This window comes from Bradyrhizobium sp. MI1.3 (genome assembly GCF_055811695.1).
Map to the genome: position 1 here is coordinate 1 of NZ_JBVVPQ010000048.1, position 22,950 is coordinate 22,950.

General features: G+C 58.7%; 17 protein-coding genes and 1 pseudogene. 9 read left to right on the plus strand and 9 right to left on the minus strand.

Going from position 1 to position 22,950, the window contains the following annotated elements; genetic code table 11:
- Positions 1–112 precede the first annotated feature (112 nt).
- Both AC0L3A_RS28030 and AC0L3A_RS28035 read left to right on the plus strand, forming a co-directional pair.
- Positions 113–1,669 carry an ISL3 family transposase gene (locus tag AC0L3A_RS28030; RefSeq protein ID WP_473255533.1) on the plus strand — a complete coding sequence of 519 codons (1,557 nt, stop codon included), beginning with the start codon at positions 113–115 and terminating at the stop codon, positions 1,667–1,669.
- A gap of 327 nt (positions 1,670–1,996) precedes the next feature.
- Positions 1,997–2,146, plus strand: coding sequence for a hypothetical protein (locus AC0L3A_RS28035; protein ID WP_473255489.1), 150 nt, complete (start codon positions 1,997–1,999; stop codon positions 2,144–2,146).
- A gap of 99 nt (positions 2,147–2,245) precedes the next feature.
- Here the strand turns inward: AC0L3A_RS28035 and AC0L3A_RS28040 are convergent, their stop codons facing one another.
- The 3 genes from AC0L3A_RS28040 to AC0L3A_RS28050 all read right to left on the minus strand — a co-directional run bounded on the left by AC0L3A_RS28040 (position 2,246) and on the right by AC0L3A_RS28050 (position 3,656).
- Positions 2,246–2,503: a hypothetical protein gene (locus tag AC0L3A_RS28040; RefSeq protein WP_473255490.1), complete on the minus strand. Its 258-nt coding sequence runs from the start codon at positions 2,501–2,503 to the stop codon at positions 2,246–2,248.
- Entirely contained in the window at positions 2,490–2,666 is a 177-nt protein-coding gene (locus AC0L3A_RS28045) for a hypothetical protein (RefSeq protein ID WP_473255491.1), read from the minus strand. The genes AC0L3A_RS28040 and AC0L3A_RS28045 overlap by 14 nt, the downstream gene beginning before the upstream one ends.
- Before the next feature lie 471 nt (positions 2,667–3,137).
- Positions 3,138–3,656 carry an NUDIX hydrolase gene (locus tag AC0L3A_RS28050; RefSeq protein ID WP_473255492.1) on the minus strand — a complete coding sequence of 173 codons (519 nt, stop codon included), beginning with the start codon at positions 3,654–3,656 and terminating at the stop codon, positions 3,138–3,140.
- Between the two features lie 756 nt (positions 3,657–4,412).
- Here AC0L3A_RS28050 and AC0L3A_RS28055 point away from each other — a divergent pair.
- The 3 genes and pseudogenes from AC0L3A_RS28055 to AC0L3A_RS28065 all read left to right on the plus strand — a co-directional run.
- Positions 4,413–4,742 (plus strand): annotated as a pseudogene (locus tag AC0L3A_RS28055) (autoinducer binding domain-containing protein); the annotation flags it as partial.
- Between the two features lie 54 nt (positions 4,743–4,796).
- Complete coding sequence (locus tag AC0L3A_RS28060) at positions 4,797–4,988, plus strand: helix-turn-helix domain-containing protein (protein WP_473255534.1); 192 nt, start codon at positions 4,797–4,799, stop codon at positions 4,986–4,988.
- 211 nt (positions 4,989–5,199) lie between these two features.
- Positions 5,200–5,538: a hypothetical protein gene (locus AC0L3A_RS28065; protein ID WP_473255493.1), complete on the plus strand. Its 339-nt coding sequence runs from the start codon at positions 5,200–5,202 to the stop codon at positions 5,536–5,538.
- A 113-nt stretch (positions 5,539–5,651) separates the two neighbouring features.
- On the opposite strand, the gene AC0L3A_RS28070 is transcribed toward AC0L3A_RS28065, so the two are convergent.
- From AC0L3A_RS28070 to AC0L3A_RS28095, 6 genes are all read right to left on the minus strand, one after another.
- Positions 5,652–5,990 (minus strand): DUF2130 domain-containing protein, encoded by a 339-nt coding sequence (locus tag AC0L3A_RS28070; RefSeq protein WP_473255535.1) that lies wholly within the window; start codon positions 5,988–5,990, stop codon positions 5,652–5,654.
- 342 nt (positions 5,991–6,332) lie between these two features.
- Positions 6,333–7,364 carry an IS110 family RNA-guided transposase gene (locus tag AC0L3A_RS28075; protein ID WP_473255494.1) on the minus strand — a complete coding sequence of 344 codons (1,032 nt, stop codon included), beginning with the start codon at positions 7,362–7,364 and terminating at the stop codon, positions 6,333–6,335.
- A gap of 169 nt (positions 7,365–7,533) precedes the next feature.
- Positions 7,534–13,986, minus strand: coding sequence for an amino acid adenylation domain-containing protein (locus AC0L3A_RS28080; protein ID WP_473255495.1), 6,453 nt, complete (start codon positions 13,984–13,986; stop codon positions 7,534–7,536).
- Between the two features lie 123 nt (positions 13,987–14,109).
- Positions 14,110–16,059, minus strand: coding sequence for an alpha/beta fold hydrolase (locus AC0L3A_RS28085; protein WP_473255496.1), 1,950 nt, complete (start codon positions 16,057–16,059; stop codon positions 14,110–14,112).
- Positions 16,060–16,097: 38 nt separating this feature from the next.
- The gene (locus AC0L3A_RS28090; RefSeq protein ID WP_473255497.1) at positions 16,098–16,568 is read right to left on the minus strand and encodes a hypothetical protein; all 471 of its coding nucleotides are present in this window, start codon (positions 16,566–16,568) and stop codon (positions 16,098–16,100) included.
- 976 nt (positions 16,569–17,544) lie between these two features.
- Positions 17,545–17,766 (minus strand): MbtH family protein, encoded by a 222-nt coding sequence (locus AC0L3A_RS28095; RefSeq protein ID WP_473255498.1) that lies wholly within the window; start codon positions 17,764–17,766, stop codon positions 17,545–17,547.
- A gap of 438 nt (positions 17,767–18,204) precedes the next feature.
- Between AC0L3A_RS28095 and AC0L3A_RS28100 the strand changes: the two genes are divergently transcribed.
- Genes AC0L3A_RS28100 through AC0L3A_RS28115 form a run of 4 tightly spaced genes read left to right on the plus strand, consistent with a single transcriptional unit; the run spans position 18,205 to position 22,933 of the window.
- The gene (locus tag AC0L3A_RS28100) at positions 18,205–19,506 is read left to right on the plus strand and encodes a lysine N(6)-hydroxylase/L-ornithine N(5)-oxygenase family protein (protein ID WP_473255536.1); all 1,302 of its coding nucleotides are present in this window, start codon (positions 18,205–18,207) and stop codon (positions 19,504–19,506) included.
- Positions 19,507–19,516: 10 nt separating this feature from the next.
- Positions 19,517–20,554 (plus strand): NAD(P)/FAD-dependent oxidoreductase, encoded by a 1,038-nt coding sequence (locus AC0L3A_RS28105; protein ID WP_473255499.1) that lies wholly within the window; start codon positions 19,517–19,519, stop codon positions 20,552–20,554.
- Positions 20,520–22,622, plus strand: a complete 2,103-nt coding sequence (locus tag AC0L3A_RS28110) for a class I tRNA ligase family protein (protein WP_473255500.1) — start codon at positions 20,520–20,522, stop codon at positions 22,620–22,622. The genes AC0L3A_RS28105 and AC0L3A_RS28110 overlap by 35 nt, the downstream gene beginning before the upstream one ends.
- On the plus strand, positions 22,616–22,933 hold the full coding sequence (locus AC0L3A_RS28115) for a phosphopantetheine-binding protein (protein WP_473255501.1): 318 nt from the start codon (positions 22,616–22,618) through the stop codon (positions 22,931–22,933). The genes AC0L3A_RS28110 and AC0L3A_RS28115 overlap by 7 nt, the downstream gene beginning before the upstream one ends.
- The last annotated feature ends 17 nt before the right edge of the window (positions 22,934–22,950 follow it).

Genomic DNA, 22,950 nt, shown 5'->3' on the forward strand with positions numbered 1-22,950 from the left:
TACGCGACCACGTTAGGCACTTTTGATGCCGGTTCGAAGGGCCGTTCCACACCATCACTTTTGATGAAGTTCAAGCGCCGGCTCGTGTTGGTTTCACAAAGGAATCAATATGATGCAGCGAGCCCTACGTCCGTCGGCTCTGGTCCCTCACGGGTTTGACGTGGAAAGCGCCTTTTGTGATGGCGCTACGACCGTGATCACCGTGCGTCCCACGAGCGGGACGAGTCTCTGTCCCGGATGCGGGACCAGTTCTGGGCGGATCCATAGCCGATATCAGCGGCGCCTAACCGATCTGCCGCTTGCGGGGCGGCAGGTTCGCCTGGTGGTCGTGGCGCGCCGCTTCCGCTGCGTTACTGCTCTCTGCGGTCGGCGTATTTTCACCGAGCGCTTCGATGACGGCGCTCTAGCACCGTGGGCGCGGCGAACGACCCGGCTCGATCTGATCGTCCATCACCTTGGCCTCGCCTTGGGTGGCCGCCCAGCGGCGAGTTTTGCCCGTCGACTTATGCTGCCCGTGAGCAACGACACGTTGCTTCGGGTGGTTAGAAGGCGCGGGTGTCCACCCTTTGCTGCGCCGAGCGTTATCGGCATCGACGATTGGGCCTGGCGGCGCAATCAGCGGTATGGAACTATCATCTGCGACCTCGAGCGGCGACGACCGATCACTCTCTTACCCGACAGAGAGCCAGCCACTGCGCAGGCCTGGCTCGCGGGGCAACCACAGATCGCTGTGGTCGCGCGCGACCGGGGCGGCGGTTACGCCCTTGCTGCGGCCAAGGCACTCCCGCACGCCACCCAGGTCGCCGACCGTTGGCACCTCATGGAGAACGCCAGCCACGCCTTCCTGGATGCGGTTCGCAAATCCATGCGCCAGGTCCGCATCGCGGTCGGCTCCGCCACCATAAATCCCAACTTATTGACCGCCGCCGAGCGCATTCAATATGAGGGTTATCTTCGGCGAGAAGACACCAACGCGGCAATTCTCAAACAGGCTGAGACGGGCGTCTCCATAAAGGAGATCGTACGGCTCACCGGCCATAGCCGGGGCCTCATCCGCAGGGTATTGCGAGGTCAGCGATCCGACGTGTTCAGGGTGCGCGAGAGCTCGCTCGAGCACTACCTGCCATGGCTCGATGTTCAGTGGGCCGCTGGTCATTGTAATGGCGCCGACCTGTGGCGTTGCCTCAAGGCGCAGGGATTTAGAGGCTCGGTGCGAGTCGTTACCGAATGGGCGACACGCCGTCGGCGTGCCGAAATGCCCGATGCTCAGAGCCTGCAGCGCGTACCGTCCGCGAGAACTATCGCCCGCCTGATGACCAATGGCCGCGATACACTATCAAGGTCAGAGACCGTCACCATTGCGGCGATCGAGCAAGGCGTTCCTCTTCTGGTGGAAGCTCGAGAGATCATAGCCGCTTTCCATGCGATGATCCGCAAGAAGGCTCACATAGAGCTTGAACCATGGTTGGAACGGGCACGCGCAAGCCTCGTCATGTCTTTCGCCAACGGCGTCATCAAGGACAAGGCCGCCGTCAGCGCAGCGATCACAACGTCTTGGTCCAACGGACAGACCGAGGGCCAGATCACCAAGCTCAAACTGGTGAAGCGCCAAATGTACGGACGCGCCAAGCTCGACTTGCTGCAGGCTCGACTAATCGGTGCCACATGACCAGTGCTGCACCAAAATTGCGTCAGAGCCAATTTTGGACGCCGATCCCCCGGCTTAGGGGGTCAATATTGCAGGCCGAATGACAGACAAGGGATGCTATGCTGCGGTGGGACGAGGTCTTTATTGTCCCAGCCTCTCAGGCCGGGCAGGAGGGAGTTGATCTCGTGGCGAAGGAGATAAATCGTTCCTTACGAATCCCGATTTCGCAAGAATCTGCAGGCGATATTCCTTGCATTGACAATTGGCGCGCATGCTGCATGGGCGATCTTCCCTAAGCGCGGATCAGAGCGATCGTGTAATCCAACGGGCTTATTTTGGAGAGTTATATTGAACGAGCAAGTGGACGAGGCCGATTTCAGCGAAACGTGGAACAGCGACGCCCTCGTTGCAAAAGCGAAGCGCTACGCCGAGAAAATGCTCAAGACGCCGCGGGGGGATTGGGAATTCGCCTTATGGCAATATGGCTACGTTCAATGAGCGAAGGCGGCGCGAGAGTTTCGCTGAAAGAGTGCAGCGCCCTGCGACGGCGCCAACACTTACCAAGGCCTGAGCCGTAGAGAACGATCGGTGTGATTGCTAAAGTTCGGCCCGAATCGAACGAAACCCCGCAGCAATCGACGCATAATAGCGATGAACGCCATTGCAGATGCGATACCGAAAGGTGCCGCCGCAGACATCCATCACTGGTAGCTCGATCGCGGGCACAGCTGAGATAGGATCGTCATTCACAAAGCCACGTAGCAGATTGACGAAGCGATCGCGGCTCAATCCATGAAAATCCGAGGGATGGCCGTTGGAGCGAAATAGAGGCTCGACCTTTTCAAGCGGCAGCAAGCTTGCGTTCGTGTCGCTCAACCGCGTCGTCGCCGTGAATATGACTGTAGACGTAACGGTCGAAGCCGGATGAGAAAGTAAACTTCTTGATCGTGTTGCGAATCGAGTGCTCGTCGCGTGCCACATCCTCAGCCTCCATCAACGCTTGTAACTGCCCGTCCAAACTAACGTCCTCCTCATCTCAAGCTCCAACCAAAGCGATGGAAGCCCTGCTACCGGAGGAGCATTGCGATTCTGTCCTCATTTTGATTTGATCAGCTTTTCACAGCGGCTGACGAATTGGACTCTTCTTGCGCTACCCGCTGGTCTTGACCTTGCCCCTTGGGCTTAATCCAGTCTGAAGTTCGTTCTGGCCCATGACGAGGACCAGAGCATGAAGCGCAAGCGGTTCACGGAAAAATCACCGAACCGAGCGTTCGCGGAGCTCGATGTGTCATATTCGCAGTTCTTCTGAGCTTTGAACGGCATTTCACTCACAGGCGCTCACCCGAAGAAAACAGAGAGCACATCAGGAGGCGGATTTGCGTTTCAGCCAAAAAAGGCGGGTCTGTTCGCGTCAGTTGCGTATTCGAACGCGGCTTCAACATCGCGCTCGATTGTTCTAGCTCGCGAAAGAGTAGGGAGTTTATTTTTTTTAAAAGAATAACGCCTCGCTCGTTTCCAGCCTCGGCTGCACTTCGCCACCCGCAACCCTGTCGCAAAGGAAAAGAATCTTGTAGAAGTCCCGGACGTCAGGCGAGTAAGAACTGCTGGCCTTGAGTCGGACCCCATAGAGACGACGAACAGATACTTTCAATCCAGCCTCTTCGTACAACTCTTTTTCGATGTTTTGGGCAGCAGAGAGGCCAACCTCTGCGAATCCCCCAGGCAACGCCCAACGATCGTCGCTCTTCTCACGGACTAGAAGCACCTTATCCCCTTCCACAATCGCTCCTCGAACATCAACTTTCGGAGTCGCATAGCCTCGTGCGAAGTCCGAAAGGAGCCCTTCTATTCTCTCCACGGGAACGTTTCCCAACTTGGCGAGCATTTCATTGGCGATAGAAGCAATCTCGTCGTATCGTTCTCGATCGAACTGATCTCGCGCGAAATGAAGGCCGGTCGATGCTATAGCTTGTAACCTCTTGCCATACGTAAGCCACCGAGGCTCCATGGTGCTATTCCCTCTCAACTCTGATCGTCCCTAACATACCGCAGTTGAAGACGAAAGAATATGCTACCAGATGCGGTACAATGAGTCGGAGTACCGGCATCGCCATGTTCAAAGACCCGCTCTTCAAGACCCGGTACTCGGTCGATCGGCTCGAAGCCTCGGCCATCGCGGCCAGATCAGTTTCCTGAAACAGCATCTCTTCTCGGAGGGGCGGCCGATCCGGTAGGCTCAGGGTAAGTGCATAGTGCGGGATGGGCGGCAACGAGGGATCGGAAAACTGCACAATTTCGGCTTGCGCGACAATGTGAGGTGAGCAAGGAAGTGGTGGGGCGCGCCTATGTCGATTACCGCCATGACCCTGTCGCTTTCGTGGTGACGCAGAATGGCAAGGTGTTACGGTATTTTTCCCGCAAGCACGATTTTCCCTACATTACGGTGCGCTGGGGAGATCCCGTCCCCAAGCGATCTCTCTTGTTCCGAAGGCGGCACGAGGTCTCCGTTGCCAGCGAGATCGAGGAAACGGACGCTCCTCTATGGTTCGACGTGTCCCGCGGCCACAAGGCCCCACGTTATTGGAGCAGGTTTATCAGCAGCAGCAAGGCTACGCGCTCATTCTGTTGTCGATCGAGGAAACGAACGATGAGCAAGACGGCGAGGAGTAGAGCTGATGCGCTTTCCGATGCCAGCATATCCGTGCGACTTTGAAATTCCGGATGAGTAGATCGTTGAAGCTGCGTTTGCCGCGTTTCAGGCCAATCGCCCTGCGTACCTGTCTTCAGCGATTATCCCACGGAGTGGCTGAACCGCTATTTTGCGAAGCGTTACACGATCATCGATCCTGTCGTGACGACGGCCAAGCGCAGCATGCGGATGTTTGCCTGGTCAGCGGAGGAGCACAAGCTGCGCAGGAGCTCGCGAGAGATCAAGCAGTTCGTCTCGGAGGCAACTGACTTCGGGCTACGTTCCGGCGTTTCCGTTCCGATCAGAACGAGCTATGGGCGAGCGGCGATCATCACCTTCGCATCAGATCGGCGGCGGGTTGAGGTCCCGGCGTGGGATCCGATACAGGCGGCACTGGCCCTCGCTTGTATTCACGTCCGGCTCAGCGTGGTGTCTGACTCGTCGTTCAAAACCGGGGATGTGAGGTTGTCGACGCAGGAAGCGACCTCGCTCAGTTGGTCGTCCCACGGCAAATCAATGAATGTTATCGCGGATTTGCTTGGGATCAGACCACGAACAGTCCAATTCTACCTTGACAATGCGCGCGACAAACTCGGTGCCAGTAATCTCCAACATGCTGTTCGAATAGCAATGGAGAAGAAGTTGATCTAGTCTAGCCTGAGCCTAATGGACGACCGAGATCTTCTCGATGCTGCAACCGACTCGCGGCGTTCGGCACAGGAAGCCCGGTGCGGCAGGCGCTGCAATCGGGCCAGGTCGGCGGGCGCCGGTGGTTGGACCATCCCGCTGACCTGCAGGAGGAGGCGCCTAGACATACGTCCCGGCCCCTCCCGTTACGTCAGAGGATCAGGGGAGAGTCACGATGGGCACCGTCGCCAATCGACACGTTTTTGATCCCCAAGGCAGCCCGTACTGCCTTGTCCCTTGTAGATTAAAGTCGGGATTTGGCGGCAGCGTGGATAATCCGAGCCACTTAAACCAAGACGAGCCTGACCGACCACTCGAGGGAACCGTCCATGATGGTGAGTCCGCAACCCTGCTGATCAAAGAAAACAGAACCACTACGCTTCAAACGACCAAACTGCTGTCGCTCTATCAGGGCTGCCCGGACTGTGAGGATAAAGCGGTTCGGGTCGTAAAGCGGGTTGTTCTAATGACGGCTGAGAATATTCATCTCAATTCGTTCATGTATCATGTATGAACCGATCCTCGCCATGTCAGACGACCATCTCCGCGCCTTGTATCAAGACGTCTGCAGGCTCAGCTGAGATCACCCTGCGCACGCTATTCGGCAAGTGAGCCACTTGGGCTGGCTCACTCCGCTGCTTCTGCGGGCGGACTCTTAAGCTCCGCGAACTTAGCCTCCATTGTCGGGTTGCTCCGGGTCAGCTTCTTGATCGTCACGTCCTGCGCCTTGTCGTTGGCAAGGCGCAGGTTGCGGTCAGCGCCGATCAACGCATCCTTGGTCTTCTGCGGGTGATCGATGAATTTATCGATCTCAGTGATCGCCGTTTGGAAGTTTCGGGAGGCGAGGTCGTAGTTCTTGGCGAACCCGTTCTTGAACGTCTCCAGCTGGTTTTCGAACTGGGTGATGTCGATATTCTGCGCCTTAACCAGCGCCAGCTCGGTCCGGTTGTCAATCGGCCCTTTAATTGCGGTTTGTTGTCAAGCTTACATTTCTAACTCGCCCACGGCACGGTGGTAGCGCTCGCGCCGTCGGAGCTGGTCCGGATTGCGGAGACGGCGCGGGCGCGGCTGATAAGTGCTTTGCCGGCCAGGCACTGGATCGCGGAGCTGGTTGATGTCTTCGCTGGGATCATGGTCCTTTCCGAGGTCGCGCAGCGCCTCACGATGATGTCCGGGTGGGGGCGCCTCAACGTTTGCAGCGGAATGCGGACGAGCCGCCACCAGCCGATTGACCGAGGTCGCCACAACACCGTCCCAGCGGGACATCGCCAGTCCGGCAGACCGGACCAGGAACTTTACAAGATCGGATCAGGCTTCCTTCGCCTGGCCCCAGTCGAACGATGTGCCGTCGACCCAGATACAGTGAAGAACGATGGCGATTTTGCGCGCGATGGCGACCTTTGCCTTTCGCATGCCAATCCGCTTGGCGAGCTTCATGCCCCAAGCCTTGAGAGAGGACCATTTCTTCGTTCTATATAAAGCAGGACGGTCGCCGCCTCGTACAGGTAAGTTCGAAGAAGACGGTCGCCCCATCGTGATATCTTGCCATTGATATCCAGTTTCGCCAGACTGGTTGCGTCGAGGCGTACGACCCAGATAGGCGCCGACGCTGGATGCCGATCGGAAGCGCGATGGGTCGTCGATCGTATGGCGGAAGGTCAAGGCGGTCACCACGCCGACACGAGGAACCGTCATCAGGCGGCGCGTTGTCTCATCCGACTTCGCCAACTGGCGGACTTCGTCGTCGAACTTGCTTTGCTGCTTGCAGATCTGCTCATGGATCGACAGAAGCGGCGCGATCACACCGAGGAGCTGATGATCTTCGCCCAATAGCTCGCAGACCTGATTGCGGAACTGCAGTCCGATCGCGCGTGGGAAGAGCAAGCCGTATTCTTTGATTAGACCGCGGACCTGGTTCTCGATATCTCGACGAATGGCCACGAGCCGAGATCTCGCGACGAGTATCGCGCGTATCTTCTGACTTTCCTCGCTCTTGACTTTGACTTCTCGGTACCAGCCGACCCGCACCAGTTCGGCCGAAACTCGAGCATCATTCTGATCGCTCTTGTTCATGCGTACGGACAAAGCCGCGTGGGCATGACGCGCGTCGATGCAGACCACCGGAAGATCAACCCTACGAAGTTCATGCCATAGCCGACTCGCCATCGCCCCGGTCTCAAATCCGATGCGCTCCGCCTGTGGCGCTCGCTTGCGAAGCAGTGCCGTCAGCGCCCCCGGGTCGGACTTGGCCTTTCCCTCGAACAAGACCTGACCCACTTCGTCGACCACACACACTGATGTTTCTTTTTGCGAGACATTCAACCCAACATACTGCTTCATAGCCCCTCCGATTCGCGGGATTGCGGGAAGGCTTGAAGATAGCGGACATTTCGAGCCGCGGGCGCCGACCGCAATTACGTCATCGTTTGCAAATCCGTTTTGGTCCGCACTGCTGTAAGTGCTTGATTTGCTGTGGGCGCACCAGGGCTCGAACCTGGGACCGGCTGATTCAGCGACCAGCTGAGCTGGAGACGGCCTCATCTGACATTTGCTCCGCGAGCCGGCGACCGATTTGATCGTCTCCTCGCTTCTCCAGCATGGCTTCGACGGTCGCAAGTGCCAGCGCTTCGACCGTGGGGTTGTCGAACATGAGCCGGACGGGCAGTTCGGCCCCGAACTCATCTCTGATCCGAGAAATGACGCGAGTGGCCAACAATGAATGCCCGCCCAGTTCGAAGAAATTGTCTCTAATGCCGACGTTCGGCACCTGAAGAATCTCGCTCCACAGGCGCACCAGTGCAATCTCCACGGGCGTCCTCGGGACCGCGCCGGTGATGGAATCGGACGCCTCCTCTTGCGTATCGGGCAGGTTGCTTCGGTTAAGCTTGCCACTCGGCGTAAGCGGTAGCGATCCCACAATGACATATGTCGCCGGAACCATTTGTTCAGGCAAAATGGCTCGAAGATGCGCCCGGAGGTCCTCCGTCGACACGGGCGATTCCGGATCTGCCTGAATGTATCCGAACAGACGAAGCTCCCCGCCGCTTTCGCGCGCCACCACGACGGCTTCGCGGACGGACGGATGCATCCGTAGGGCAACTTCAATCTCGCCAAGCTCGACGCGAAAGCCTCGAATCTTGACCTGCTGGTCCGACCGTCCGAGGAACTGAAGCTCTCCGTTCGACATGAAGCGCGCGCGGTCGCCTGTCCTATATAGTCGTCCTCTCTTCGCGCTTTGACCATCCGGGACGAAACGCTCGGCCGTCAGGGCGGGCTGCTCCAGATAGCCGTGCGCCAGTGCAGACCCACCGATGCACAGCTCGCCCGGAACACCGATCGGACAAAGCTGTCCGTGCGAGTCGAGGATCTGGATCATCGTATTGGGAAGCGCGCGGCCGATCGACGGGCGCGCCGGCCAGTCGCTTGCCGCGCCGGTCAACCTGAGCTCGGTAACGACATGAGACTCGGTCGGTCCGTATTGATTGTACAGATCCGCATTGAGCCGAGTGATCATTGCAGCTATCTGTGGCGTGATCTGCAGTTGTTCGCCGGCCGTTACGATCTCTGTCAACGATTGCGGAAGGACGGGGGCATGTCGAGCATGTTCTGCCAGTTGCTGGAGCGCGACATAGGGAAGGAAGAGCCGACGCACGTTTTCCTGATACAGCAATTTCCATAGAGCGGGCGGATCCCTGCGCTGCTCCTCTGTTATGAGTACGAGCGTTCCGCCGGCGCCCAACGTAGCGAATATTTCCTGAAACGAGACGTCGAAACTCAGCGAGGCGAATTGCAGCGTTGGCGCTCCCGTCGGCAGCGCGGACCGGGCGATTTGCCAACGGATCAGCGACGCAAGTGGACCATGTGGCATCGCTACGCCTTTCGGCCTGCCCGTCGATCCGGATGTATAGATGACATAAGCGAGACAGTCGGCCGAAGCGGGCACGGCCGGATTGTCGTGGGAGAGGTTAGCGAGTTCGGGGTCGTCAATGGCGAGGAGCGCGCCAGTCACTCCCGACAATTCATTGCGCCGCGGACCCTGCGTCAGCACCAGTGCGGCCCGAGCGTCTGCCGCCATATAGGCGATACGCTCTTTCGGGTAGGACGGGTCGATCGGAACATAGGCCGCCCCGGCCTTTAGCGTCGCGATAAGGGCGACGATCATATCCATCCCACGGTCGATGCAGATAGCGACGCGAGAACCCGGTCCGATGCCAAGCCCAATCAGACGGTGCGCCAGAGCATTGGCGTGAGAATTGAGTTCCTTGTAGGTGGCTTTTTTCTCCCCCGCGACGAGCGCAACTTCATCCGGCAACAGCGCCGCCTGCCTCTCAAACAGCACATGGCAAATTTCCGGTTGGACCGGGTCCTCGGTGTCGTTCCAGTCCGCGAGAGCTTTGGTCTCGGCCGGCAGAAGCATTGGCAGCGACCATATCGGACAGTCCGGCTCCTTCATCGCCGCGGTGAGCAAGGCGCCATAATGTCCCGCAAGTCGTTCAACCGTCGACAGATCGAACAGATCGGAATTGTATTCCAGCCCGGCCTGAAGGTCGCTCGCCGTTTCCGACAGGAACATGGTCAGGTCGAATTTGGCTACGCCCGCGCTTAGCGTCGCCATATCATCATCGAGCGTGCCGTTGACTGCCGGGGGTCGGCCGGTGTTCTGCAAGGCGAACATGACCTGGAAGAGCGGGTTGTAAGACAGGTTTCTCTCCGGCTGGATCTCCTCGACCAGCCTTTCAAAAGGAATGGCTTGGTGTGCGAACGCTGCCATCGTCATATCGCGCACCTCTGAAACGAGGGTGCGGAAAGTGGAATTTGCTGAAAGTTCGGTGCGGAGGACGAGTGTATTCGTAATGAAGCCGATCAACCCTTCGAATTCAGGGCGAACCCGATTGGCGATCGGAGAACCAACGACCAGGTCTTCACGACCTGTGTAGCGGTAGAGAAGAACATAGAACGCCGACAGCAATGTCGTAAAAAGAGTTACCTGTTGCTGCTCCGAGAACTTCTTGACGCTCTTGAGGAGCGAAAGGGGCAGGACGAACGGGTACAACCCTCCGATGAAGGTTTGCCGCGCTGGCCGCGGTCGGTCTGTCGGCAACTCGAGCAAGGGCGGTACGCCTTCGAGCTTGTTCTTCCAGTAGCTGACATCGCGCTGCAGCACCGGGTCGGACAGATATCGGCGTTGCCAGCAGGCGAAATCCGCATATTGGATCGGAAGGTCCGGCAACGATGGAGACCTCCGGCTAAGCCGCGCTTCGTAGAACGCGACGAGCTCCCGGGCAATTATTTCCATCGACCAACCATCCGCGGCGATGTGGTGGATGATGAGAAGGAGTAGATTGTCATTCGTTCGCAGACGTATGAGTTCAGCGCGCAAGACCGGCCCGTGCTTGAGGTCGAACGGCTTCCGCATCTGCTGCGCCATCAGACGTTGTGACTCGATTTTCTTGGCCTGCTCGGGCCAGTTGCGAAGGTCGTGAACGGGCATCTTGATCTGGAGCAGCGGTGCGATCACTTGCACAGGCTCGTCCGCGACCGTGTCAAATGTCGTACGCAGCGTTTCGTGGCGCGCAATGAGGTCATTGAAGGCGCCTTGGAGCATTGCCACGTCGACCGGTGCTGAGAAGCGCACCGGCATCGCTATGTTGTAAACGGCGCTATCGGGATCGAACTGATCCAGGAACCATAGGCGCTGCTGTGCAAACGATAGCGGGATAGGCCGATCCCTGGGCACGCGGGTGATCGTGGTGACCTGGGTTTGAGGATCTGAACCAATGAGCGGCCTTATCATTGACGCCAGTTGCTCGATCGTTGGCGCTTCGAACAAGCCCTGGAGCGGCACGTCGACCTGCAACGTATCGCTAATTCGTGCGACGATCTGCGTCGCAATCAGGGAATGGCCGCCGAGTCGGAAGAAATTGTCGCGGATACCGACAACGTCCATGTGGAGGACGTCCATCCAAATCTGCGTCAAATGAATTTCCAGATTGTCGCGCGGCGCAAGATAGTCTTCGGCCCCGGATGTCGGAGCGTCGAGCCGCGCGACCATGTCCGCCAACGCACGTCGGTCGATGCCGCCTTTGCTGTCGTAGGGGATCTCTCGCCTGAGTTCAAACGACGAGGGTATCAGCCGCGCTGGCATCCGCTCAGCGAGGAAGCTCTGCAGTTCCGATACGGGAACGTCCCGAGACAGTTTTAGAAATGCGACCAGCCCTCGTTCATGCAATCCCTGGCGGACTCTTGGCGCAACGGCCGCTGCCTTGACGGCCGGATGGTCGCGAAGAGCAGCCTCGATCTCGACAAAGTAGATCTTCAAATGCTCCGTCAGCAGAGCATCTTGCATCTCGCCATGCAAGACGAACTGCCCGTCTTCGAGCCGAGCAAAGTCACCCGTGCGATAGCCCGGCTCGCGCAGATCGGCATTCTGAACATAAATATCTCCAGGCACGCGTCCCGGCACAGGCTCAAGGTCCTGTCCCAGAAGGTTTATGCGGGCGCCCGCAGCAGGAATTCCGAGTGGAATGACCGCGGCATCCGGCTTGAGAAGCGCCAGCGCCTGTATCATGTAGAAGCCACCCGCGGCCGGGTCGCCCGACACCATATAGACCCGTTCCAGAATCTCGGGCGCGAGCGCTTCCTGAAGCTGGCCCCAATCCAACCCGCGTTCGGTGGAAAGCACGAGCCGCACGCTTCGCAAGGACCGCGGAAATTCGCGGGCTAACCGCACCAGATCCGCCAGAGCGAGAGACATGACGGTAACGGCGGTCTCTTGCAACAATGCTGCAAAGCGCCGGGAGCGAGATGACAGTTCGGGCGGAACGAGTACGATCGCCGCCCCGGCGGCCAGCGCGCCGAAGATTTCGTACCGCGCACAATCAGAGCCGATACTGGAAAGAAGCGCGACGCGATCCTCCGGCGAAAGGCGAAGGAAGCGGTCACGTCCGGCACGGTTAAGCATCCGATGGCTCAGGTGCACAACGCTCATCTTGACCGTGCTGTTAACCCGGGCAAGCATCACGGCGGGAGATCCGGGCGTCACGCTGTTGGTGAGTTCATCGTCCGGTTGGGTCTCCGAATCTGCCCAGACCTCCTCAAGGCGGACGATCTGTCCGCCCAATGGGCGGAAGCATGGCTCGCTCGCTTCGTCCACGACGATCAATGCCGGCCGAAGTGTCGCCAAGATGCGCTCCGCCCGATCGGAGTTCAGCGGCTTTCCGTCTGGCGTCAAGATGTCGGCAGGATCGATCGGAGCCCAGACCAAGCCCGCCTTCAGGATTGCCAGGATGACCGCGAGCTCTCCCGATCGGGGCCGCCCGCAAGCGACCGCGACGGTGCTGCCAGCACTCAGATTGGCGAGGAACGATGTGCGCGCGATCCGGATCGCCCGTTGGTTCAGCTCAAGATAGGTGCACGTACCATTGGGATCGACGATGGCAAGGGCTGTCGGTGAGCGCGCCGCATGGGCGGCGATCCGCACGCCCATGACTTCCACTGGCTCCACCGATGTTTCCGGGTCGTCGGCGGAATGCGCGGTGTTGATGACCTCATCTTCCATCCATATGGAGAGGTGCGACAGCTTTTCGTGAGGATTCTCTACAATTCTGTGCAGCAGCGTCATGTAGCGCGCAATCATGGTCTCGGCAGTCGCCGCGTCGAAAAGGTCTGTGTTGAACTCGAGAGAACCTTGCGCACCGGCTCCGGTATCGAACACCGACATCGTCAGATCAAACTTGGCAGTACCATTGCCGACCGGGCCTGCCTGCATTTCGGACCCTAACGGCTGGATAGGAGCCGCGCTACGGTCGACGGTTCCGATGTTCTGGACCCCGAACAAGACCTGGAAAAACGGATTGCGGCTCAAGTCTCGATCGAGCTGAAGTTCGTCGACCAACTTCTCGAACGGCATGTCCTGATTGGCATAGGCGTCCAGCGCTACATCCCGCTCACGCACGAGCAACTCGACAAAGGTCGGATCGCCCGAGAGATCCGTTCGGAGCACCAGCGTGTTGACAAAGAAGCCGATCAACGATTCATGCTCTGAACGGGTCCGGTTGGCGATAGGCGACCCCACGGCAATGTCGGTTTCTCCACTCAGACGGTGGAGTAATATCTTGAGCGCGGCGAGCAGCGTCATGAACAGCGAGGCGCGGTTGGTATTGCCGAGCGTCTTGAGAGCTTCGCACAGCTTCTGATCCAGCGTAAACGTGCGGACTGACCCGTTGCTGGTCTGCACCGGTGGTCTGCGACGATCGGTGGGAAGATTGAGCACAGATCGCAGTCCGCTGAGTTGCTTGCGCCAATAACGGAGCTGCTTTTGCAGCAGCTCGCCGCGAAACCACTCCGCCTGCCATACGGCGAAGTCCGGATATTGAATTGTCAGCTCCGGCAATGGAGAGGGCTGCCTGCGTAAGAATGCCATGTATATCGTCGTCAATTCCCGACTTAGCACCGACATCGACCAGCCATCGGACACGATATGATGCATCACCAGCATAAGACAGCTCTGGCTCGAATTCAGATGCACCAGTGAAGCATGCAGCAGCGGGCCCGTTCTAAGATCGAACGGCCGTCGACTTTCCGTGTAGACGAAGCGGCTCACATCCTCATCCCGCGCTACACCGGAACGCGAACGCAGATCCACACTGTTGAGCTGGAGCTTCAAGGAAGCCTTCACGACCTGTGCGGGTTGACCGTCGATCACTTCGAATGTCGTCCTCAAGGCTTCGTGCCGCCGAATGATTTCATTTATGGTTCGCTCGAGAACCGTCGCGTCGACCCGGCCATACAGCGGGATCGCTGTCGCCAGATTGTACGCGGGATTGCCAGGCTGAAATCGGTCGAGAATCCACAACCGGGATTGCGCGAAGGACATAGGACAAACACGCCGTTCGCCATTCTTGACGAACTGGGACACGGAGCCGTGCGGATTACCGGGTGCCTGAGAGCTCAAGGACATCATTACAGCTCCACTTTCTGCGGAAAACCCCTGCGAGGCGGCGCTCGAGTAGTGCCCGCTTCCCCGGAGAGGGGGCCGCAAAACACGCCGCAGGATCGGGCGAGGTTCGATTTTCGTGTTCCGGGCTCATTTATCGGCCCGGCGCAACCCGGCCGTATCAGCTGAGCTGCTCCCGTGTGGGGGACCCAAGGGTGGCATATCTTCATCGCGACGTTCGGGCATGCCATCACCAGAGGCAAACCATTCAATCACGCGTGCCACGACATCAGCTCGATCATAGAGAAAGTAGTGCGTCGCTCCCGGAGCCTGCAGCAGGCGAACGCGGGGAAATAACCCGCGCGCCCATTCCGACGCTTTGGGCGCTGCGACACGGTCGTACTCCGACGCCAGAAGCAAGATCGGGACGTCGACATGGCCCGCGACTTTGCTAACATCGTAATGCCAAAAGTCGATCATCTGATGCGCAAATCTCATCGTTGAGTTCGCGTCGCGAAACGGCCGTAGAACAGGCTTTCGCAGGTCACGGTTCATCGCACCGAGAACGGCCTCCGACTCATCGGTTTCTGTCTCCAACATCAGGTCCAGGCCGGCCTCACTCGCACCCGACGTTAGAGAAACCGCTATCGACGAGGCCGTCGACGGACTTTGTTTCAACTCGCTGAAAATGGCCTGAAACTCGGTTTCAAATGGCGTGTCAAAATCGAGCGAGCTTTCAAGACACTTCACCTGCATATTCAGGAACGTCATGGAGCGCACCCGACCAGGGTGACGCAGAGCGAATTCCGCCGCGATTTTAGGGCCAGTGCACCATCCCACCAAATGAACGCCGGTCACCGACTCGCTCTTGATGATCGACGCCAGATCGGCAACATGGTCAAGAAGCGAAAACCGAGCTTCTGACTCCTCGAGTCCGCGCGGATCCCAACTTAGGACTCGAAACTGCCGGCGTAGATGAGTTATCAGCCGAGACCATGGCTTCGGTCCCTGACCGAGAGCATTGAGCAGCACAATAGCCTCGCCCTTGCTGCCGGTGGAACGATAAGATAGCTCTCGGTCGCCACCATGCGTCTTTCCGGTGTCCGTCAGCTCCGATGCGCGCGAAACGAGCGCACTATGCTCGGACAACTGCGCCTGACGTGCCGCTTCCACCAAATCATCGAACTCGGTCGGAACCAGGCAGGCCTGACCAACCTCCATACCTGCGATCTTGTAGGCATGTTCGATCACGTCGAGGTCCGGCTGACCCACGTGTTCGGCGAAGTTCATTAACCGTCGATCGAACAGCTCGTCGATGGCAGTTAGCTGCGGAGAGAACGGTGCCTTGCCGTCCAATGCCAGTAGGCTTACGCCGTAAGTGTTGCCGACGCGCTCGAGAAACTCTTCCCCCGACAGGCTCGCCGTCCCCGCTACAACATAGTTGCCGTCCGCGGTCCGATCAGCAATCGCCGTTATGATCGCTGCCGCCTTCTCGGTTCTTAGGATATTGACCCGGGCACTCGGCGCAATCAGGCACCGCAACCCTCGGTATTCGAATAGATCGTCAGCCCTTTCATCGATTTCCGTCTTGAGATCGAATAGAGTGGACAGGAAATGAAGGACGCCTTCTTGTGCGATGTCGTCGGGTGGGGCGATATCAAGCGTGAGGGTCGTTCGGAACGACCTCGTCACGGGAAACTCGATCATAGCCGGACTGCCGTCGACGGCCGAGGCGTCTCGCGGCAGAATCCAGCGCCAACGCTGGCCACCGCAATAAGGGGTCGTGACGACGTTCAGCGCACCGATGCGGGCGAGCTGAAAGTTTTCGAGCACCGATCCGGCAATGGATTCGCCGCTCGACGCGAAGTGCCATACTTCCGCGCCGGCAGCGTTCTCCAATGAAGATAGGTGCTCCAGCTGTCCCGCCTCGGCCTTCGGCTCACGGCGGAGCGAAATCCGCCGGACCAAGGACTCGAAGCGTGCATACGCTCCCGATGGAGCCATGACGGCCACTCGCTGGGAACGCGACAACCGCTCGGCGGCGATGAAGGCCGCCAGGAGGCCGGGCATCCCAGTGAAGACAGCATTGCCTTGCGACATGCCGAGTTCCTCCCAACGTCGTCCGCCTCGGCGATGTATCAGTTGGCTGCTCCGGGCGCCCCTTTCGGTGGGGTGAAGGGATCGCTGGCAGCGATCACGCCAGAACCTGGTGCCACCAAGTTCATTGCCGTCGTTGAAACGTAAAGCAGGCTTTGGCCCAGATTCCTTATATCTGTGAAACCTAAGTCATTCATGTCGCACTCGGCAATCAGTCGCTTCAATTCAGCTTTGTACCTATCGTACGCCTCGGCGTATTGACGCGGCAGGGTCTGATCGCTGAAGAATGATTGCACCTTCTGTTGATATTCATCTTGCGCGGCGCGGTAATGCTCTGCTTGTTGACTTTGAAAGGCCTTTTCGAACCCGCGATCGAATTCGTTGAGGATGCCACGGTACCGGCTCTGACAGTCCGCCCACGCCTCAGACACATCCCGGAAATATCTTTCGTGCAACAATTGCAGCTCTCTGTGTGGCGCCGCGCTTGATCTGTCTTGGTCTGCCTGGTTCATCGAAAACCTCCCTATGTTTGGTTGGGTTGGGTCTCTTGCGATAGTGCCACGCGCAATCTTCTGGTTGTGCCTAAGACATCTACGGACTCATGTCGGTCGCTAGCATTCATCTGAAAGGATCGTGAGACCCTGGAATTGCTTGCCGCCCGTTTGGCTTTCCGATGCACGCCACAATCCGCTCCACCGATATGGCAGCTTGCTGCTGCTGGCAAAGCGGCTACCGAGATCCGACATTCCGGCACGGCCTCAAAGCTTACTATCGGCAGATCGACCCCGATTTCGCCAAGGGACCTGACACTGACAAATTCGTCACGCCACCTGAATGATGGATCGTCGGACAAATGATCGGTTGGCTCGGTCACCGCCGACGCCTCACCAAGCATGGGAAATGATTCAATCAAAGCGCACTTGCCTTTCTGCTCTGAGCAACTCGACAGAGGGCCAGGAAACTATGCCGAGGAATTCTATGCTTCCGGACAGGCACCCACCTCAATCTCCCCCGCGATTTGGGGTGCAGCCAGCTTGGTCGAATATGCGCGGTGTTCCGGATGGTCGGCGGCCTCCGGGCGAGAGCAAATATCGCTCCTCGCTCTTCGGCAACAACCTCGCAGCTCACCCAGGTCATCGTCTGTTTGGGCCAACCGCCCTGCCCTATCTGCTGGCCATGACGTCATCGAGAGGCATAGGAACGCGTCATCGCCAGGATTCAGGCATCGTCATATAGATTGCTGACAGCGTCCTTTCGCTCGCACCAAGTCGCGCTCAAGTTGCATTGCTCGTTTCTCTCAGAGGTTGTAATAACACATTCGGCATGCTTCTGTGAAAAGAAATTTTTGCGAATTTAGATCCAAAGAATTTTGATCCAAAGATCGAAAGGCGAGCGATCTCGGTTCGCCTTCTGCAAGGATGATAGCCCGATCAATGGGTATCGATTGATCGGGGACTACGCCATAAAGGCCTGCCGCGACGATTTCTCTCAGCGCTCTTTATCAGCAGGAGCTTCCTGATCCGCCATGTATTTCCTAAGGCTCAGCGGACGCATGTCAGTCCAGACTTGCTCGACAAATGACAGGCATTCCTCCTTCGAGCCGACGTTGCCCACATCCCGCCAGCCAATCGGATTGTCCCGGTCAGCCGGCCAAATCGAATACTGCTCCTCATGATTGATCACGACTTTCATTTGTGTGTCATCAGACATGTCAGCTCTTCCGTACAGCGTTAGCGGAAAATCACGATTCCGGTCACCGGATACTTTCCTAACAACTAAGAGTAGGATATAGTAACTGAAGAAACTGGGAATAGAATACCAAATTCAACCACGTCTCTTTAGGACTCTCGTAGAGACTGACTCTCGTACCAATCTTAAATCGGCGTTGATCTCCGGACTTCACGGCGGTGCGGGAATTTTTTGGATTGCCAAGTTTAAGTTCGCGCAGATCTGGCAAATATGGCGAGGGAGTAAGATGTCGGAATTTCCGATTTATACTGCCGGCGCGTCGATGGCCGTCGATATCGACAAGACGACCACTGCTCCACGGTAAACCGGCGACGGCAAATTTGCTTTCTACAGGTGCGCCCTATCCCTCAAGCTACTAGTACATCACGCATTTTGCGCCCTTATCACCGAGAGATTGCCATGATCTATCAGTGTGTCGGTATCGGAGTCGGGCCGTCGAACTTGAGCCTTGCCTCGCTTCTGTATCCGTATAAGGGCCTGCTCAGCGCTTTCTTCGACCGAAAGCCGGAATTCACGTGGCATGACGGGATGTATTTCCCCGGCGCGACTCTGCAAGTGGCGCTGTTCAAGGACTTGGTGACATTATCGGACCCTACCAATCCTTTCTCGTTCATTTCTTACCTGCACGCCGAGGGTAAGATTCATCACTTTCTCAACGCACGATTTGAATCGGTGCCGCGGCGGGAGTTTCGGAACTATCTGAAATGGGCAAGCGATGCGAACGAGAACGTCCATTTTGGTGAAGAGGTCAAGCAGGTCTGGTTCGACGGGCATTTTATCGTGGAGACGGAGAAGCGCTGTGTCCATGCCGAGAACATTGCCGTCGGCGTCGGCACCGAGGTCCACATTCCCGTCTGCGCCCGAAATCATATCGGCGCCACGCAATTCCATGTCAGCGAGTACGGCGCCAAGGCCAAGTCGCTGAAGGCCAAACGTGTCGTTGTCGTCGGCGGCGGGCAGTCCGGCGCCGAAGCCTTTCTCGACGCAATCACTTGCGAGCGCGACCTGCTGCCGAAGCAGGTCATCTGGGTATCGCGGCGTGAGAATTTCTTGCCGTTGGACGATTCTCCATTCGTCAACGACTATTTCATGCCGAGCTTTTCCGATTACTTTTTCGATCAGGGTGCCGATTTCAGGAGGTCATTCCTCGAACGGAATGTTCTGGCCAGCGATGGCATCTCGGAAAAGACAATCAAGGAAATCTATCAGCGACTTTACGTGCTCCGCTTTATCGAAGATTGCGGCAATGTGACCGTGCTGATGCCCGGACGAACGGTCGAGCAGGTATGGCACGACGGGCGGCAATGGGGGCTGTCCGTGACCCATGATGCGACCAAATCGGAGGAGGAGGCCGTCTACGCCGACATCGTCATATGGGCGACCGGCTTCCGCAGCGCCGCAATGCCATTTCTCGAACCACTCGTGTCGCGCCTTGAATACGACGACGTCGAGGTTCGCATCGACTCCGATTTTGCGGCGGTCTGGGACGGTCCGGCCAACCGGCGCATCTTCATGCTGAATGCCGCGCGGCGGCAACGCGGGTTGGCCGAGCCCAATCTCAGCCTGATCGCCTGGCGCAGCCAATGCGTGATCGATGCGATGCTGGGCCGGGCGGGCTGCACGCGCGCATCCCAAAAGCGGTCCTTTGTGACCTGGCAGCCGGTCAGCACTTGGTCCGAGCGCCAGCACCGCGCAGTGTGAGGGGGCAGCCATGGGCGAACGTGTCGTGGTTGCAGGTGCGGGGATTATCGGCTCCGTCGTCGTTCGACAGATTCTGGCCGAGCGCCCCGGCACCGAGATCATCGCGATCGACCGGGACTTGGTCGGTTCGGGCGCGTCGCGGCGTTCTGCTGGGTTGCATTTTCCGGCTGGCCGGACCGAGCGCGTCCGCGCCATGGCCGAAATGAGCCAGCGCTACTATCAAGCGCTCGCAGCCCGCGACCCCAGCCTGCCGATCTATCCAGTCGCACTTCACGCGGTTGCCTTCGGCGCCGCCGCCGAGGCCGCACGGTGCAATTTCGTCGAGGCCGGACCGATCGAAACATCGCCAGCCTCCGGGCACGCGACGAGGGGCCAGCCGCTCGGCGCATCCGTCTGGTCTGTCCCAGGTTGCCACTACGCCGATGTCGGGGCCCTGGCAGGTCGCCTTGCCCGTGATTTCCGGTCCACGATCTCGCTGCTCGAGGGCGTCGCCATCGCGAGTATCCAGGAGGAGAAGGGCGCCGCCGCACTGCTGCTCTCGACCGGCGAGACGTTGAGGGCGGATCGATTGGTGCTGGCGCCGGGCCCGTGGGTGAATGCGCCGGCATGGCGGGCGCTGGTCGCGCCGCTCGGCATCCGGATCAAGAAAATTGTCGCCCTTCATGTGGACGCTCCGGTGGACAAGGCAGATGCCGCGGTCTTGTTCCCGGAGGAGGACGCCTTCCTGCTGCCGCTGCAGCATCGTGGCCATTGGCTCTTTAGTTATACGTGCCTCGATTGGGATGTCGATCCGGACGCGCCGCAGCCTGGCGTGACTCGACAGAATCTCGATGAGGCGCAGGCGGTGCTTCGGCGCTACGCACCTGAGCTGGTTGGGAGATTGCGGTCCGGCCGTGTGTTTTGCGACGCGTATAGTCCGTGTCGGGAACCGGTTGTCGCCACGGTCGGCGCAGGCGGCCGGATCATTTTCGCCGGTGCTGCAAACGGGTCCGGCTACCGTCTGGCACCGGCCATTGCTGCTGCGACGCTGCCTCTGCTCGATGATTGATCACTCGGCTTTAGGAACGCACGCTATGAGAATCATAACCGTGGACGAAAGCGCCTACTCGGCTGCGTTCGGCATCGAGATGGCACCGGTCGGCAGCCTTGCCGGCCCAGGCGCTTCCGCGAGTTTCGGGCGCGTCTTATCGGGGGGCCAGACGACACCGCACCAGCATGACGAGACCGAGGCATTCGTCATACTCAAGGGCAAGGGCGAGCTGGTGGTCGACAACGTCATCCATGACGTCGGCCCGGGCTCGGTGGCGATATTCGAGCCTTTTGAAACTCACACGCTGCGAAATCCGGGCAGCGTGCCGCTGGAGTTCTTGGATCTCTATTGTCGCGATCCAGCCCGCGCCGCCGAAGCGGCCAAGAATACCGGCAAGGAACGCTTTTCCGGACGGCCTGTCTTCGTCTTTTCGACGCCGCCCACGCCAAACGGCGATCTTCATCTGGGGCATCTCTCCGGCCCCTATCTCGGCGCCGACGTATTCGTCCGCTTCCAACGCATGAACGGGGTCGCGGCTTATCACCTCACCGGCAGCGACGATTTCCAAAGCTATGTGGTCAGCCGCGCCTTGAAGGAAGGCACCGAACCTTCGCGCGTTGCCGCGCACTATGGCGCCGAGATACGCGCGACGCTTTCTCTCATGGACATCATGGTCGACCAATTCACCGTTACCGGAACGGACCCGACCTACCGGAAAGGACTACAGGACTTCTTCTCGCGCCTGGTTGAATCCGGTGCGGTGCAACGGCGAAACGACGGGGCACTCTTCGATGGAGAGACCCGGAAGTATCTCTATGAGGTCGATATCGGCGGGTTGTGCCCGAGTTGCTCGGCACCGACCGGCGGCAACATCTGCGAGGAATGCGGCGAGCCCAATCTCTGCGTCGATATCGTCAGAGCCAGATCCAATCTTTCCGCGGCGGAGCCAGCGCGCGGGACGGCCGAACGCTACTCCCTGCCGCTCCATGATTTTCGCGACATCGTGCTGGCGCATCACCGCATCGGCAAGGTTTCGCCGCGGCTCCAGGATCTCGCCCGGCGTGTCTTTGCGCGGAAGGAGTTCCATTTGCCCGTCACCCACCCAGCCGAGTGGGGAGTGCCGCCGGTAGAACCGGTCGAAGGGCGCCAAGTCATCTGGGTCTGGCCCGAAATGGCCTATGGATTCTTGCATGGCATTGCTGAGCTTGGCCGCCGCCACGGCCAGGATTGGTCGGCGGACGCGCCGCAGCGCAACTGGAAGATCGTCCATTTCTTCGGTTACGATAACAGCTTTTACCACACGATCCTGTATCCGGTGCTGTACGCCCTCGCTTATCCCGATTGGTCCTGCGACATCGAATATAACGTCAACGAGTTCTACCTGCTCGACGGCAAGAAGTTTTCGACCAGCCGGCGGCATGCGATTTGGGGCAAGGATGTTCTGTCGCCCGACACGGTCGATGCCGTGCGCTATTATCTCGCGCTGACGCGCGGCGAGACGGAGCGAACCAATTTCAAGTTGAAGAGCTGCCAGGCCGTCATCTCGGGGACATTGATAGAGCGATGGCAAACCTGGCTGAACGGGCTGGGCGATCGTGTCGCCTCGCAGTTCGACGGCTACGCCCCGGACGCCGGCGCCTGGTCACCGCTTCAGAGCGTTTTGCTCGCGCGGTTGCAGACCAGGCTCGATACGATCGCGGTACATTATGGCGCAGACGGCTTTTCGCTCAATGGCGTGATGCGCGAACTCAATGGATTGGTCGACGACCTGATTCATTTCACGACGACGCACCAGTCCCTCTCCGGTGATCCTGACGCCTGTGACGAGTGGCGCACGGTTATCGCGCTCGAACTGGCAGCAGTGCGGTTGCTCGCTCAATGTGCCGCCCCGGTCATGCCGCGCTTCGCCGGCAAGCTGGCCGAAGCGATCGGTGCCGATGACGCCACGTCGCACTGGTCGGATCGGGTGACGCTGCTGCAGCCCGGCGCGAAAATCATGCTTGCCACGACGTGCTTCTTCGCTGTTCCGGGAGCGGCATCGTCCGACGACGCCGGACGGCTTGTTAGGAGCGCTCGGCCATGCTGAGGCAGCCTCAGATAGAGATCGAGATACACGGCCAGTCACCGGCCGATCCGGAAGCGGTCATACGGACTGAATTTGAAGCGACACTTCGAGCGATCCTGCACCTCGTACTTGATGCACCGATCCGGTCACAGAGACCGGCTGATCTCGGCCTCACCTCGCTCGGCGCGATGTCGTTGCAATACAAGCTGCAGAACAACTGGGGCATCGAGCTTTCGGTCGGCGACATTCTGGAGGCAGAGACGGTCGACGCACTCTTCGTCCTGGCGATCGCGCGGCGTGTCGCCTGTCAGCAAGAAGGAATCGATATATGAGTGCCGAGAGCATTCTG

Bases quoted from the DNA above. Each gene is read 5' to 3' on its own strand.
- AC0L3A_RS28030 (WP_473255533.1), top strand. From the start codon at position 113: ATGCAGCGAGCCCTACGTCCGTCGGCTCTGGTCCCTCACGGGTTTGAC.
- AC0L3A_RS28050 (WP_473255492.1), bottom strand. From the start codon at position 3,656: ATGGAGCCTCGGTGGCTTACGTATGGCAAGAGGTTACAAGCTATAGCA.
- AC0L3A_RS28065 (WP_473255493.1), top strand. From the start codon at position 5,200: ATGGGCACCGTCGCCAATCGACACGTTTTTGATCCCCAAGGCAGCCCG.
- AC0L3A_RS28075 (WP_473255494.1), bottom strand. From the start codon at position 7,364: ATGAAGCAGTATGTTGGGTTGAATGTCTCGCAAAAAGAAACATCAGTG.
- AC0L3A_RS28080 (WP_473255495.1), bottom strand. From the start codon at position 13,986: ATGATGTCCTTGAGCTCTCAGGCACCCGGTAATCCGCACGGCTCCGTG.
- AC0L3A_RS28085 (WP_473255496.1), bottom strand. From the start codon at position 16,059: ATGTCGCAAGGCAATGCTGTCTTCACTGGGATGCCCGGCCTCCTGGCG.
- AC0L3A_RS28090 (WP_473255497.1), bottom strand. From the start codon at position 16,568: ATGAACCAGGCAGACCAAGACAGATCAAGCGCGGCGCCACACAGAGAG.
- AC0L3A_RS28095 (WP_473255498.1), bottom strand. From the start codon at position 17,766: ATGTCTGATGACACACAAATGAAAGTCGTGATCAATCATGAGGAGCAG.
- AC0L3A_RS28100 (WP_473255536.1), top strand. From the start codon at position 18,205: ATGATCTATCAGTGTGTCGGTATCGGAGTCGGGCCGTCGAACTTGAGC.
- AC0L3A_RS28105 (WP_473255499.1), top strand. From the start codon at position 19,517: ATGGGCGAACGTGTCGTGGTTGCAGGTGCGGGGATTATCGGCTCCGTC.
- AC0L3A_RS28115 (WP_473255501.1), top strand. From the start codon at position 22,616: ATGCTGAGGCAGCCTCAGATAGAGATCGAGATACACGGCCAGTCACCG.